General features: G+C 33.2%; 14 protein-coding genes. 9 read left to right on the top strand and 5 right to left on the bottom strand.

Going from position 1 to position 14048, the window contains the following annotated elements:
• The first annotated feature begins 100 nt into the window (after window positions 1–100).
• Both BUE24_RS06255 and BUE24_RS06250 read left to right on the top strand, forming a co-directional pair.
• A complete protein-coding gene (locus BUE24_RS06255; RefSeq protein ID WP_073315029.1) occupies window positions 101–481 on the top strand; it encodes a hypothetical protein in 381 nt (126 codons plus the stop codon).
• Entirely contained in the window at window positions 478–870 is a 393-nt protein-coding gene (locus BUE24_RS06250) for a hypothetical protein (protein WP_139241920.1), read from the top strand. Before BUE24_RS06255 ends, BUE24_RS06250 begins: the two co-directional genes overlap by 4 nt.
• A 70-nt stretch (window positions 871–940) precedes the next feature.
• Here BUE24_RS06250 and BUE24_RS06245 read toward each other — a convergent pair whose 3' ends face one another.
• Entirely contained in the window at window positions 941–2782 is a 1842-nt protein-coding gene (locus BUE24_RS06245; protein ID WP_073315025.1) for a tetratricopeptide repeat protein, read from the bottom strand.
• Window positions 2783–3497: 715 nt separating this feature from the next.
• On the opposite strand from BUE24_RS06245, the gene BUE24_RS06240 reads away from it, so the two are divergent.
• From BUE24_RS06240 to BUE24_RS06225, 4 genes are all read left to right on the top strand, one after another.
• Complete coding sequence (locus tag BUE24_RS06240) at window positions 3498–4484, top strand: lipocalin family protein (RefSeq protein WP_073315023.1); 987 nt, start codon at window positions 3498–3500, stop codon at window positions 4482–4484.
• 304 nt (window positions 4485–4788) lie between these two features.
• Complete coding sequence (locus BUE24_RS06235; protein WP_073315021.1) at window positions 4789–5658, top strand: polyprenyl synthetase family protein; 870 nt, start codon at window positions 4789–4791, stop codon at window positions 5656–5658.
• A 105-nt stretch (window positions 5659–5763) separates the two neighbouring features.
• Entirely contained in the window at window positions 5764–7332 is a 1569-nt protein-coding gene (locus tag BUE24_RS06230; RefSeq protein ID WP_073315019.1) for an HAD-IA family hydrolase, read from the top strand.
• Window positions 7333–7460: 128 nt separating this feature from the next.
• Window positions 7461–8231 (top strand): helix-turn-helix domain-containing protein, encoded by a 771-nt coding sequence (locus BUE24_RS06225; protein WP_170864563.1) that lies wholly within the window; start codon window positions 7461–7463, stop codon window positions 8229–8231.
• A gap of 83 nt (window positions 8232–8314) precedes the next feature.
• On the opposite strand, the gene BUE24_RS24245 is transcribed toward BUE24_RS06225, so the two are convergent.
• Entirely contained in the window at window positions 8315–8944 is a 630-nt protein-coding gene (locus BUE24_RS24245) for a putative quinol monooxygenase (RefSeq protein ID WP_139241919.1), read from the bottom strand.
• Between the two features lie 325 nt (window positions 8945–9269).
• Here BUE24_RS24245 and BUE24_RS06215 point away from each other — a divergent pair, with 325 nt between their 5' ends.
• From BUE24_RS06215 to BUE24_RS06205, 3 genes are all read left to right on the top strand, one after another.
• Entirely contained in the window at window positions 9270–10373 is a 1104-nt protein-coding gene (locus tag BUE24_RS06215) for a WD40 repeat domain-containing protein (RefSeq protein WP_073315013.1), read from the top strand.
• Between the two features lie 204 nt (window positions 10374–10577).
• The gene (locus BUE24_RS06210) at window positions 10578–10769 is read left to right on the top strand and encodes a hypothetical protein (protein ID WP_073315011.1); all 192 of its coding nucleotides are present in this window, start codon (window positions 10578–10580) and stop codon (window positions 10767–10769) included.
• A gap of 314 nt (window positions 10770–11083) precedes the next feature.
• Window positions 11084–11911, top strand: a complete 828-nt coding sequence (locus BUE24_RS06205; protein ID WP_073315009.1) for a T9SS type A sorting domain-containing protein — start codon at window positions 11084–11086, stop codon at window positions 11909–11911.
• Window positions 11912–12246: 335 nt separating this feature from the next.
• Here BUE24_RS06205 and BUE24_RS06200 read toward each other — a convergent pair whose 3' ends face one another.
• From BUE24_RS06200 to BUE24_RS06195, 3 genes are read right to left on the bottom strand one after another with little or no spacing between them, the layout of a single operon-like run.
• Window positions 12247–13077, bottom strand: a complete 831-nt coding sequence (locus BUE24_RS06200; protein ID WP_073315007.1) for a mechanosensitive ion channel family protein — start codon at window positions 13075–13077, stop codon at window positions 12247–12249.
• A 26-nt stretch (window positions 13078–13103) separates the two neighbouring features.
• Window positions 13104–13280, bottom strand: coding sequence for a hypothetical protein (locus tag BUE24_RS23895; RefSeq protein ID WP_170864562.1), 177 nt, complete (start codon window positions 13278–13280; stop codon window positions 13104–13106).
• Window positions 13273–13863, bottom strand: a complete 591-nt coding sequence (locus BUE24_RS06195; RefSeq protein WP_073315005.1) for an RNA polymerase sigma factor — start codon at window positions 13861–13863, stop codon at window positions 13273–13275. Before BUE24_RS06195 ends, BUE24_RS23895 begins: the two co-directional genes overlap by 8 nt.
• Window positions 13864–14048: the final 185 nt, after the last annotated feature.

Raw genomic sequence — 14048 nt, 5'->3', positions numbered from 1 at the left:
TCTTCGTCCCGTTTTAAAGGAGTTTCAGCACTTTTTTTGGAATAATTTAGATTAAGAATTGATCTTTGATATCATAAGGATTTTGAGAAAAAAATAAATTATGGAGGGTAATTTAATCACATTGTCAAATATAGAAAAGTACTTTTTGAAATTGTCGGTTCTTAATTTCGACGATCAATATATTGCAGATTTTCTTTCACTTAGAAAGGAAGATTTAGGCTATGTAAGAGGTACGTTAAAAAAGAAATTTAAAACCAAAAATTGGGCAGCTTTAATTCAAAAAGCATTTGAACTTGGTATATTAAAGAAACAAGATTATGTGGATGCGACAGTAGAAAAAATAGCACTAGGATATGCATCAAAAATTATAAAAGATTTTAAGGAAATATCTTATGGATATCAATTCTCTCAGGATACGGTACTTGATTTTGATCATACAGTAACATCTACTCTAAAACATTTGATAATTACTTCAAAATGATGCATACACTATCAAAACTACTTAGTGATAAGGAATTAGTCTATTTAAGCTTAACCTACCAAGGGGTGGATAAGAAAGCAATAGCCAAAAAACTACGGTTTAAGGATAATAGGACGCATCGATATATAGAAAAACGGATTTTTGATAAGCTATCTGTTTATAATTGGCACAATGCTTTTAGGAGAGCTTTTTATCTGCAATTGCTGGATAGACAAGATTTTTTATTGATTGATATTCAAAAAGAAGCTTCAACCATTTCCACAGAGATCACAGAAATTTTAAACTCTACAGAAATTGACGATAAAGAAAAGGAACTTGTGATCTATTTAGCATTATTATCCTTTCAAATTAAGATTGAATATAGCTATTTGTTTAAGGAGAAGGAATAACTATTACTAAAACTAAAACCTTATAAGATACATAAGAAGTTTCAATGCATAATCCGAGTTTACACCTCTATTAAATACTCATAATATAATCTTCCAGAGATTCTTCTATAGTAAGCTTCAATTTTTTTCTTAATCTGTGACGAGCTTTTTTAACTCCTTCTGTAGATATATTAAGAAATGTACTTATTTCTTTTGAGGAAAGGTTAAGTCTTAACAAGCAAATAAGTCTTAGTTCTTTTGAGGTAATAGTGGGAAACCTGTTCTTTATTTCTTTATAAAAACCCTGATGACTTTCTTCAAAAAGTTCTCTAAAAAGCCTCCAATTTTGATCTTCTTTTTTATCAAAATTTATAACCTGTAACACTTTACGATACTCATATATATTTGCATCTTGTGTATTGCACAAGTCTGTTACTTTTTCTTTAACGTTATTAAGGGTGTTATTTTTTTTTAACAAATGGAGTGTATTGGTGGTTAACTCTTTATTTTTTCGTTCCACTATTTCCTCCAATTTTTGTTTTTGTTTATTTTTTCTTCTTAATATCTTCCCACCTACAAGCAAAAAAGCTATACAAACTACCCCCAAAATCATTAATGCAACAATTTGTTTTCGTTTCGTTTTAGTGCTTTTTTCGAATTGCTCAATCTTTAAGTCTTTTTCATTGGCTTCATATTGAGCGCTCAGTTCGTAAACCAGTGTTTTATTTTCTAGCTCTTGTATAGAATCTTTCAACATTGCCAATTTTTTAAAATATTCAAGAGCAACAACATTATTGTTTTTTTCTTCGGCAGCTAGCGCCAACAGCTGATAGGTATCCATTTTTGCTCGTAAAAAGCCATTTTGACGTGTATATTTTAATGCCTTTTGTGCATAAAAGACTGCTGAGTCCGTTTTTTTTTGCTTTAGAAAAAGTGTGCCCATAGAAATATAGGTGTACGCTTTCCCTAGCTTGTACATTTTTTTATTGGAATTCAATTCCAGTACGGCTTTTTTTTGATAGTAGGTAGCTTTATCCAGCTGATTTAAATCGTAATAGATCTCACTTAACATGGATAATGCATAACAACTATTGGATATTGGATATTTGTTTTTATAAATTTCTAATGCTTTTTCATAGTGTTTAATGGCATTATCATAATCTTTTAATTCTTTGTAACACCATCCTAAACTTTGATGATTAACTAAAATGAATTTAAAATTACCCATTTCTTGAAGGCCAGATAAAGACGAGTTCAAATAAGGTAAAGCTTTTCTATATTCTTTTTTTATCAATAAAATATCCCCTAATTGATAGTTTGAATGTGTTATCCCCGTTGTTAGGTTAAGTTGTTTATAGATTTTTATTGAGGCTAAGTATTTCTTGGTTGCTACGCTTAGCCGTCCCAATCTTTTATAGGCTACCCCCAAAGTTTGCAGTGATTTTGCATAAGAGAGTGAATCATTCTTTTTCAAAAACAACGCTCCAGATTTCTCTAGTACAGTGATTCCTTCAAGATAATTTCCTGAATAAACATGGGTAGCAGCAATTTGATGTAGTGCAGAAGCCTGTTCCCAAATATGATTTGATTTTTTACTAACCTGTAACGCTTTCTCAAAATATTTTAGAGCAGTATCATACTCAATCTGATAAAGGTAAACCTTACCCAAACAATTGTATGAACTAGCTATTCCCCTAGGGTTATTATTTTGTTGTGAAATAGCTAGCGACTTCATTATATACTCCTTTGCCAATAAGGGTTTTGATATAGCATACTCGACTCCTATATCATTAAAGGCTGTTGCTAAGGTTGTATCTGCTACTGATTTTTGATGTATAATTTGTAAAAGGCTATCCACTACTCTTTTATTTTGTGCATTTACAAACACACAAACAAAAAAAAGCCAAAAGGATAAGAAGGTTTTAAGAAACATTTTTACATTTTTTTCAATCGAGTTAAATTTTGTCTATTTATGACGTTTATAGGAAATAAAGTAAGGTACTAACTCACCTCTTTGCTTTATATTGTTTTAATACTTTTTCAGTACTTGAAATTCATCATAGGTCAAAAGCCATTTGCCATTTATTTTCTCCCATTTTTCTTGATAAATAATGCCTTTCCCAATATTTATACTCCAGTCTGCGGATAAAAATGCAGGTGTTTTATTAACGACTTCAATGCTTACATTAGTATAAATTCAATTAGTGGCACAAGAAGAGATGAAAGGCTTCCAAAATCCAGAAATTTCTTAAATCCCCTTTTTGATTTCAAAAGGCATAGCTCTCACTTTTTCTATTTCCTAAATGTATAGTTTTTTTTCATTTTAACGTACTGTCCCCCCTTTGTCCACCCCCTATTTTTGCAAAAGGTAAACATGATCAATACGTTTGTTACCACAATCTAATACCTAAAAAATAAAGGGCGTTTTTAAAAAAGTAAAAACTAATTGAGGAATATTCCTGATAGTAAACGACATAATACTTTTAGTGTATTGTTAGTGTAGAGGATGCTCGCCTTTTATTAGTACATCAGTACAAAATCAGTTTTTAACCAACTAAGTCTGTGAAAATCTGATTATCAATAAGCCTTATTTCGAACTCACGTTAAATTGAAATCAACTCTTAAAGTAAACATTAAAATTAAACAAAATGATCCGTATTAAAACCTACAAATCAATTCTATGTATTCTGTTGTCTCTAACTCTTTTTTCTTGTGATTCTGATAATGATTCTAATCCAGAAAACAATGAGCAAGTTTCTCAGGATATAATGGTCACTAAAGAAAAATTAATTGGAGATTGGATATTAGTAAGTAGTATTATCGACAATGAAAATGTTTCACCATCTGCATTCGAATGCTTAAAAAAATCAACGGCCACTTTCAATCAAGACGACACCTACGAAGTAACTTTTTTAAAACTAGGGAGTAATTCAACAAATCTTTGTTCTAGAACAGTTACACAATCCGGGACCTATACAGTTGTTGGTTTGAACAGTGTCACTTTTTTTAACTTTGATTCTGAAATCAAGTTGATTGACGATACTTTACAGATTACTTCCAAAGTTACTAATGATAATGAAGAACAAAATCAAATTGATGTTTTTATAAGAAGTGACAATTCAGAATTAGGAGAAAATCAGGCAGAAGAAACAGAAGAGGTAGAAACAGATAACCAGACCGATGAAGATAATAATGACGACACTTTTGATGGAACAGAAGTAATCCAAAATATATTAGGAAAATGGAAAATTGACTCTGACAAAGATTGCCTTCAAAAAAACACCATAGAATTTAAATCCCAAAGTGTTTTTGAATTTATTCAACATAAAAAAAACTTTAATCGTAGAGATTTGTTAGACTACAATGTAAGTGTGAGTTACCCTTTGCCAGAAAGTATTGAGGCAACAATTATCAAGGGAAATAGCACGGTTGTTTTTGATACCAGTGCAGAATGTCAATTTATCAAAACCAGTACTCTAGAGTATGTAGTAAAAGATGAGAAAACTATTGCCCTTAAAAATAACCCCAGGGTCAAATTTGTATTAGAAGATAGCACTACTATTAAGCTTGTCCATACATTCACTGATAGTGATAATAATGAACAAATTAGAGAATTTATTTACAAAAAGCTATAAAGAGACCAGAACAGTTTATTTGGTAGAAATAATAAACGTTAAAAAATGAGGCTATTTAAAAAGTAGCTTCACGATTTCAAATGGTACTTGTCGAAGTTTTTAAACTGTTGATTTTCAATTTGCCTTCGATCAACTCAGACTGACAAACTCGCCTCCAGTGTATTAACAAAATACAGAAATGCTTTGATAATTGTTTAATGAGATTACGAAAATTTAGATGTGTCGTAAAACGTTGAAAATTAAAGCAGCGTGCTGAGATTCATCTAAAACCTCAAGTTAAGAACTCTAAAAACCTATATAGAAAATGGAAAGACTCAAAGATGTTCTGACAAGAACTAAAACAAAAATAGACACCGCTTTTAGAGATATAGCATTCCCAGATACAAATATGTTGGAATCTACAAATGAGGCTATGTATTACATGCTAAATTTGGGAGATGGCGGGAAAAGAATACGACCAGCCATTGTTTTTGCGATATCAGAGGGATTTAATGGGGACACACAGCAAGCCTTTGAATTTGCCAAAGCTGTAGAGTTTATTCACACCTATACCCTTATTATCGACGATATTCAAGATAATGATGCTATTAGAAGAAATGCGCCTACTTGTCATATAAAATATGATGTCAACACAGCTACCTTGGCTGCCTCAAGACTCTTTGAGGAAGGATTGTATCCATATCATAAGTATTGTCAGGACATAGAACTTTTCCGAAAACTAAACAATCAGTTGCATAAAGGTCAATGTGCAGATTTAAATGCCGAATCATGGGCAGATGATATGGTGTCATTACCACACTTGCAATTTATACACTCCGGAAAAACAAGTGCCTTAATTCAAATCGCTATTTTGGGAGGGTGTATTTCTAGCAAATTATCGGAGCAAGAAGTAAACAAACTGTTGAATTACGGATATTATTTGGGTCTTGCATTTCAAGCAAAAGATGATATCCTTAGTAAAACCGAAACAACAGAATCGTTGGGCAAACCAGCGGGAGAACAAGCCGATGAAAATAAGCTAACCTATCCTTCCCTTTTTGGTTCTGTAGAAAGCGCTCAAATCGAAGCCAACAAATTGGCAGAAAAGGCTATCGCTAATTTAAACGAATTTGAAAACGATAGCGTAGCAGTTTTAGAAGAACTTGCAAGATTTACAGTGCAGAGGAGGCGCTAATCTAATATTACCCAGAAAGTAAACACTCATCTTACCTATCGTTTTCCAGAACAAAAAGCTAAGATGGATTTCTCGTCAAATGTTTCACCAATAAATCAAAATAACATGAAAGAAGTTTTAACCCCGGAACTTATTACCAGTTTACAAGAATTATCACAAATATTAGATCGGTATGATACAATTGTTTTTGACCTGGGCGATGTCCTTTTACATTGGGATTCTGTTCACTTTACCTCAGAAACAAAAGGAATAGATGACGTACGAAAAATGGTCAAACATCCTGTTTGGCAGGATTTAGAAAAAGGTTTGATTAATCAAGAATTTGCACTTACGGCACTTAGTTGTGAGTTAGAGACTCCATGCAGTAAGCTAAAAGAAATGCTTGAGTTAAGTATAGCTAGTTTACAAGTAAATCCGCTCATGGTAGAGGTGCTAAGAGTGTTACATAAAAAGGATAAGCAAATTTACTGCTTATCTAACGTAGATTTAGAATCTTTCTCCTACTTATATAAGCAATTTGATTTTTGGAAATATTTTGATGGGATATACGTGTCAGCTTTGTTACAACTTAGAAAACCAAACCCAGATATTTTTCAATACCTTATTTCTAGTGCTTCGATAAACACCAAAAGCACCATTTTTATAGATGATAAATCGGAAAACCTGCAGGAAGCAGCGAACTTTGGAATTAGTACCTTAAAATATAACAAAGATAACTTTGAATATACTGCTATAGAAGGTGGTTGGCCGATACCTCTTCAAAATATGACACCAGAGATACATAAAAAGAGGACTTTAGGAGAAGACTATTTAAACCTTAGATTGCGTAAATTTCCTTTTTGCAAGAGTTTTGTCAGTAACAATGTAGAGTTAATAGGAGGTGAAGATTTTTCTAAAGAAATATTCTCTACAGCGGTCATTTTACACTCATACACATCACTTCCGGATGATATTATAGCATCCATGTGCCATGAGATACTCAACCATGATGGGCAGAACAAGCTACGTTGGTGTTTTTATAAAAATGAGGCTAGACCGGATAATTTCCCAGACGATCTGGATACAACATCTATGGTGTTATCTTTCCTATTGAACCATAACAAGCTCACTATAGAAAAGATTATACCCGTGGCAGAACAAATGATAGCTAATAGAAATGAGGAAGGTATTATCCAGGTGTATTTTGATGACAATAGGCCAAGAATAGATGCTATAGTGGCTATTAACGTATTGTATTTGATGCATCAAATAGGCTATGGAGAAAGAAAAGAGTTAAAAGAAACCGAAGCATTTGTGTTTGATTTTTTAATTAGTAAAGAATATCTTAAGGGTACAAGATATTACCCGGCACCAGATGTTTTTTTGTTTTTTCTTTCTAGATTAGTAGTTGATTTTCCTGATCAATTCGAGAAATTTCATAAGCCACTTACAGAGATGCTTATAACCCGAGTAAATTGTTCCACATTTCCATTAGAAAGAGCGTTGAGAATCATCGCGTTAAAAAAACTAGGCATTGTGAACAGGGTAGATTTTTTAAAGTTATTAGACACACAATTAGCTGATGGAGGTTGGCCAGTGTATGGGCTTTTTATAGCACCAAGATCAAATACCTATTTTGGAAGTAGAGAGCTTAGTACGGCATTTGCCCTGGAAGCGTTACATATATTGAGTTAGAACGAACCGAAGTTTTATTTATGGTACAAACGATTATTAATAAACAAAACAATGAGTTAGCATTTAGGTTAGAACAGTTTAGTAGCCTAGATGAGTTTGGGCATCTACAAAGGAAAAATTATTACTCTATGATTCTATTAAGAGGGAATAGTTTCACGTTGCAAGTAGATTTCTCAGAATACCAACTCAAAGAAAATCATATCATTTGCTTGTCACCTTACCAGCCATTTATGTTGAGTTCGGAAGAAGAATGCTCCGGGTTTATGTTGAATTTTCATCCTGATTTTTTTTGTACATATCGCCATCAAAATGAAATAGAAACAGAAGGGGTACTTTTTGGGAATTTTCATGGCTTACCTTTTTTTAAAATAGCAGAAGAGGCTTTGTTTTTAAGCCTTATGGAGCAAATTTCAAGAGAAATGAGTAAAGATTCGATTGCGCAGCATGAAGTATTGGTGGCTTTTTTAAAAGTGTTTCTTATTGAAGCGGTAAGACAGAAAAAGAAATTTGATAAAGATTCAGTACTTCAATTTACAGATCGACAATCCGAAATTTTACAAAATCTGGTAGATGCTATAGAAAGTAATTATGCTAGATTACATGCCCCACAAGAATATGCAGATATGCTATGTGTAAACCCCAGGACTTTGGCAGGAATCGTTAAGAAATATTTAAATCAAACGTTAACTTCTTTAATCACCCATAGAATTGTAGTAGCAGCCAAAAGAGAATTGTATTTAACCTCTAAGCCAGTAAAGCAAATAGCAGCCAATTTGGGGTATGAAGATGAATTTTATTTTAGCAGATTTTTTAAAAAGAAAGTAGGTGTTTCCCCAGATATTTATAGAAAGACCGTTGGGTTTGCTAAACTTGAAAAAACGCAAACCAACCTCTCATGATTATACAAAAAACTTAAACATTTGTTTAGATACAAAAAAAGGAGCATCCATTAGAATGCTCCTTTTTTGATTATAGGAAGTAGCTATTGTTTTGAAGCCAAAATATCGATCTTCTGGATAGCTGTAGCACTAAAATCCTTCAATAGCACTGGCGCATTTTCAATGAGGGCAGCGGCCACTTTACCATTCAGGTGAGCATCTCTTCCGGCATCTTCAGTAAAGGTGTCAAAGATGGCATAGGTGGTATCATCTACTTTAAATCCATACCATCCTAAGGTTTCAGGTTCGTTATTAACCAGTTGTTTTCCGGCCTTCAAAAAATCTTCTACGGCTTCAGATTTTCCAGCCTGGGCGTTCATCATAACAAGTAGGCCTTTGTTTTGTATTCCCGGTTTGTGGTTATCGGCAATCACATCAATAAATTGAATGCTTGTGTTTGCATCAAAATTTTCTAATAAATCATCAGCATTAGCTAATAATGCTTTTGCAACCTCACCTTTCAGATGGGCTTGTCTACCAGCTTCCGTTTCAAAAGTATCATATATACCAAAAGTGGTATCATCAATTTGAAAAGCAAACCAAGATACGGTTTCAGGTTCTTGATGTACTAGTGGTAATCCGCCTAATAGGAAGTCTTTAACATCCTTTGCCTTACCAGCTTTTGCTTTCATGATTACTAATAATCCCATGGTTTCTTTTTTTGTGTTCTTCATAATAGTACTGTTTTTAAGTTTAGAAAATGATTGAATAGAAAATCCTAAAAACATGATTAGGATTGTGGTTTTTAATAGAATTGCTGTTTTCATGGTTTGATATTTAATTACAGGGCAAATTTGTGACTAATAGGAAGATCTGGGAATGGATATCTGTAACTTATTCATGGACAATTTTACATGGACAAAAACCCTTTAAAAATGGTATAGGAAAGTTTTTAAAGTCCCATAAAGTAAATTCTTAGTCCCCGATTTAACATACTTCAGCACTTTTTTTATTAGGGTAGCTAAATACGGTGAATCTTCGTTTCAAAATTGATAAGAATTGAGACAATTGAAGAGACATACGATCATTCTTTTTGGGATATTAACCCTAGTGAGTTCTGCTCAGACTCAAGTAAACATAAACAAACCAGTAGTTGATTTGTCAAGCTACAGTGTGAGTTTATCCAATAATGAAACCATTATGGCTGTAGGGACATATGAAGCGAACTATAATGGTGAAAAATCAGGATGTGTACGTGTATACAAAAGAGATGCGGGATCATGGAATCAACTGGGGAATGCTATCTACGGCGAGGCAACCGGAGATTGGTCGGGGTATAGTGTAAGCTTATCAGGAAACGGTACTACGGTAGCCATTGGAGCTAAACGTAACAATGGGCGTAATGGTGAACTCTCCGGACATGTGCGCGTGTACAAAAATAATGAAGGCGTATGGGAACAAGTAGGAGAAGATATTGATGGCGAGAGGAAAGGGGGGTGGTCTGGCTATAGTGTAAGCTTATCTCAAGATGGCGCCACACTAGCCATAGGAGCAATACTAAACAGTAATAACGGTAAACATTCGGGCCAGGTACGGGTGTATAGATATGCATCTGGGAAATGGTCTCAGATAGGTGGAGATATTAATGGGAAAGCGGTAAGAGATTATTTCGGAGCAAGCGTGAGTTTGTCGAGCGATGGTCAAATGATGGCTATAGGAGCTCACCAGGGTGGAATATCATCGGGTTATGTGAGCGTATATCAAAACGTATCAGGGTTTTGGAAGCAAATAGGTAAAGATATTGTTGGATTACCAACCGGTAATTTTTCAGGGTGGAATATCAGCTTATCTGATAACGGTACCGCCATTTCAATAGCCTCGTACAACCACGGTAAAGAGAAGAGGTACGGATATGTAAGGACTTACCGCAATGTATCCAATCGCTGGGTACAACAAGGAGCAGATATAGATGATAGCATAGCAGGATATAACCTATCAGGTTTTAATACGATGAACTTGAGTAATGATGATACGATTACCCTTATCGGGGCCTTTGATAAAGAAGAAAATAGGAATAAACAAGTCCCTATAATAAGCTATATGCGGGTGTACAAATTTGAAAAGAGTTCCAATGTATGGAAGCACGCAAATATTCAAATATAAAAGTTAAAAATGTTGTCTTTATAGTGGAAGTATAGGTTGCTCCCTCAACACTCCAATACTCCTTTTCGTATTACTTTAAAATATGGCGATGGCAGGTAATATATAGTAGGGAAATGTTTTAATGAGTTTGGATTAGAACCCGTTGGTGAGCAGCCTGTATACCACTTCGTATAGTAGTATATCAAAACAAATAAATTCTAAAAGATGGAAGAAAATATAGTAAAAAAAGATGTCTTTATGATGGCATTACTTAAAGCGTTTCAAAAGCCGGTTAACATGATAAAAGTATCATATCAATATCTGTTGTACTTTATTGTGTTTATGCAGATGATGGTCATTTTATTTGGGGTGGTAAACCTGGTTTACATCGCAATTTACAGTTGGAAAAATATGTAAAAACAATACGAGATATAAAGGTATACAGGGTAGATAGTGTTTCCATATAGTTGTAAACACTTAACTGTAGAAGTTTAAAGGTGGTATGTTTTATCAGAGAGGGTAGGTTGCTTCGTTAGCATTCTTATTTGTTGAAAAAATAGTTGATTAGTAAATTGATAAGAATTGGGGTATACAGGGAGCAACTTACATACCACCTCATAAAAACCAGGAGCCAGTTATGCGTAATGATTTGGGGTAGACCACTATCATTTCTTCATAATGATAATCTTATGGATTAAAAAAACACTAAAAAAACAAGTACTGAATAAGTTATGAAAAGCCAATTACAATTTAAAAATAAATGGGAACTGGTTATGATTTCTCTGTTTTTAATGATAGTTACTTATGGACAAAGCTTTACCGTTGACGATTTAAGATATGAGATTATCTCTTCGAATGAAGTAATGGTTGTAGACTATACAGGTACTGCAACCAGTGTAAACATGCCAGAAAAAGTCCTTAATAATGGGATCGAATATACCTTAACTCATATAGGAGCAAATGCTTTTCAAAAAGGAGAATGGGTAGAGAGCGTGATCATACCCAATAGTGTAAGAAGTATAGGGCGTAATGCTTTTGGATGGAATCAATTAGAGCAGGTAACCATTCCAACAAAAATGGAAGGTGTTGGAATTTGGTCTTATTTGGATCGTCCAGAGTATATCACAGTACTGGTAGATACGAATAGTCTCCTCTTTTTTGAAGTTAAGAAGAAAACTAGTAATGAATTGGTAGAAGATCACCGAGGTGAAATGAACCTGATAGTTCCCTTGAATGACAGGGTTTTATATGAAAATCGTAAAAACAGCTTCGAGTCTACATTCATGGCTGTACGGGTAGAGCAGCTTTCAAATGATATAAATGAGTCTCATGATTTCATGGTATATCCCAACCCCGCACGAGATAAAATTCATATTCAACTAAAGGAAGGAGAAGAATTACAGCATATACATGTATACAATACGCTTGGTGTTCAAGTGCGTTCGTCGCGCAACTTGCAAATTGATGTAAGCGATTTATTTAATGGGATGTATATACTCGAAATAACAACCAAAACAGGAATTAAAGTAGTTAAAAGAATAATTATAAATAAACTTTAAGGCAAACCTGTTTTTTTATAAGCGAAGCATACTTGGATCAAAATGATCCTGTAAACATTTAATTAACCCTACACTGTAAGAAGCCCATAACGGCTACAGAGCTGTGAAAATTTGATTAAGTTGAGTTTGTGTAGCCCTAACTAAGATACCTGATGTTCTGATAAGTACGCAATTGAAGTCACTATATGGCTCACCAAATTTCTGCCTTTTATAGTGGAACATTTCTTTAGATTTATTTTCCAATTTCAAAGTTTCCCTCAAGTACAAGTTAAACATCAGGATATCTTAGGTTATCCACATCTTCATTATGTTAGGTAGTATACTAACGGAAAGTTTTATTCATCTTCTATTTCTACTTGATTTTCTACTATTTCTTTAATGGGTAATACTACTTTTCCTTTTTCTGTTTTTACTATAAGAGTTATGTGATCTATGGATTCTATCGTTCCGTAAATATTATTGTATTTTATTTTCTGACCGATGTCGTAACTTTTTCTCATATAAAAAGTTCGTAGCAAATCACCAATGATCTCTTTAGATCCAAGACCAAAGCCTATAGCAAAAGCAACTAAAAATGCTCCAAGAATAATGGTTAAGTTGTTGGTGATAATACTAGTGTCTATACCGGCTTGATTTAAAGCGGTTACCGTTATGATAATCGTTATGGCATAAAATACGATATTACCGATAGCTTTAGAGCCACTAAGGTTAAAAGATTTAAATACTCCATGGATTGACTTTTTTACAAAGTTGGCCACATAAAGTCCAATCATAAATAGAGCAATAGCGCTAAAAAGCTTAGGCAAATAGCGTAACAAATTTCCGATTTCTACTGATACAATTTGCCAGTTCATAATATCCGATGCTACAATTAAGAATACTAAGAACATTACCCATTTAATAAAGCCTGTAATTACTTTAGTAATGTTAAATTTTATATCTGTTTTTCCAAAAAGATCTTTTTCATTAATTACCTCTGTGAGTTTATCTATTTTGGCAAATTTCAAGATTCTTTTTACAATAAATACTACAATCTTAGTGACTAGCCATCCGATTAAAAGAATGAAAATGGCGCCTAGTAAATTAGGCACGGTTTCCATTACATTTTTAAACATTTCGTTTAACGAATTAAAAGTCAATTGCTTCCAGTTGGTAATTGTTTCCATGATGATAATTTGTATGTTATTTAGTTTTAATCTCGATTCCTTCTTTTAAAGAAGCTTTCGGTTGCTTTAGCATAGTTTATAGAGAATAAACCTGCCAATTCCATAAAAAACTGAAATGCAGCTACATCTTCCATTACCTTTTTCTTTAATTCTTTAGGAACGGGTTGGGGGGGATGCCCAATTTTTTTGAATGGATTATCCATAAGCATTTAGTTTTTCATTATATATTTCTATTATTCTCGCTTTTGCTCTTTTTAAACGCATTTTTACGGCGCTTTCTCCGATTTCTAACACAGTTGATAAATCTTTGATGGATAGATCATCCTGATATTTTAATAGCAATATCATTTTATCTTCCGGCGATACCATTTCTAATGCTTTTTGAAGTTTATCTACTTTTAATTGAAATAAATTGTAATCATCCGTTTCTATCATTAAATGATTATCTTCATGTAAAGGAACACTCACTTTTTCTATTTTTTTTGCAGTATTACGATTAACATGATTGACACACGAATTGTAAGTAAACGCATATAACCAGGTGGAAAACTTAGAGGTTCCCTTAAAGCTGGGTAGTTTTACATATAGTTTTAAAAAAATATCTTGTGTTAAATCTTTTGTTTCATCCACAGTCTTGGCAAAACCATAACACTTATTGTAAACCATACTACTATATCGATCATATAAAATCTCGAATAGCAGAGAGTTTTTCGTTTTCACAATTTGTGCAACAAGTTCCTCATCTGTTAGATTACGGAATGTATTGTCAGTCTCCAAGTGTTGCATTTATATGGTTATACAATAATTGAGACACCAGTATTACAAATAAGTCACTTTTTAAGAATGTTTTTTTATTCTAATCGTTTTTTTGATTTAAAAACAATGGATTAGATTATTTGCGAAGTATCGTAATAAACAATGTTTATTTTCTTATAAACCACAATCAGTAGTTTTTTGAAAACTTTTGATGA

It is taken from the genome of Aquimarina spongiae, from assembly GCF_900141785.1.
GTDB classification, from domain to species: Bacteria; Bacteroidota; Bacteroidia; order Flavobacteriales; family Flavobacteriaceae; genus Aquimarina; species Aquimarina spongiae.
This window is presented reverse-complemented; position numbering and strand designations above follow the sequence as displayed.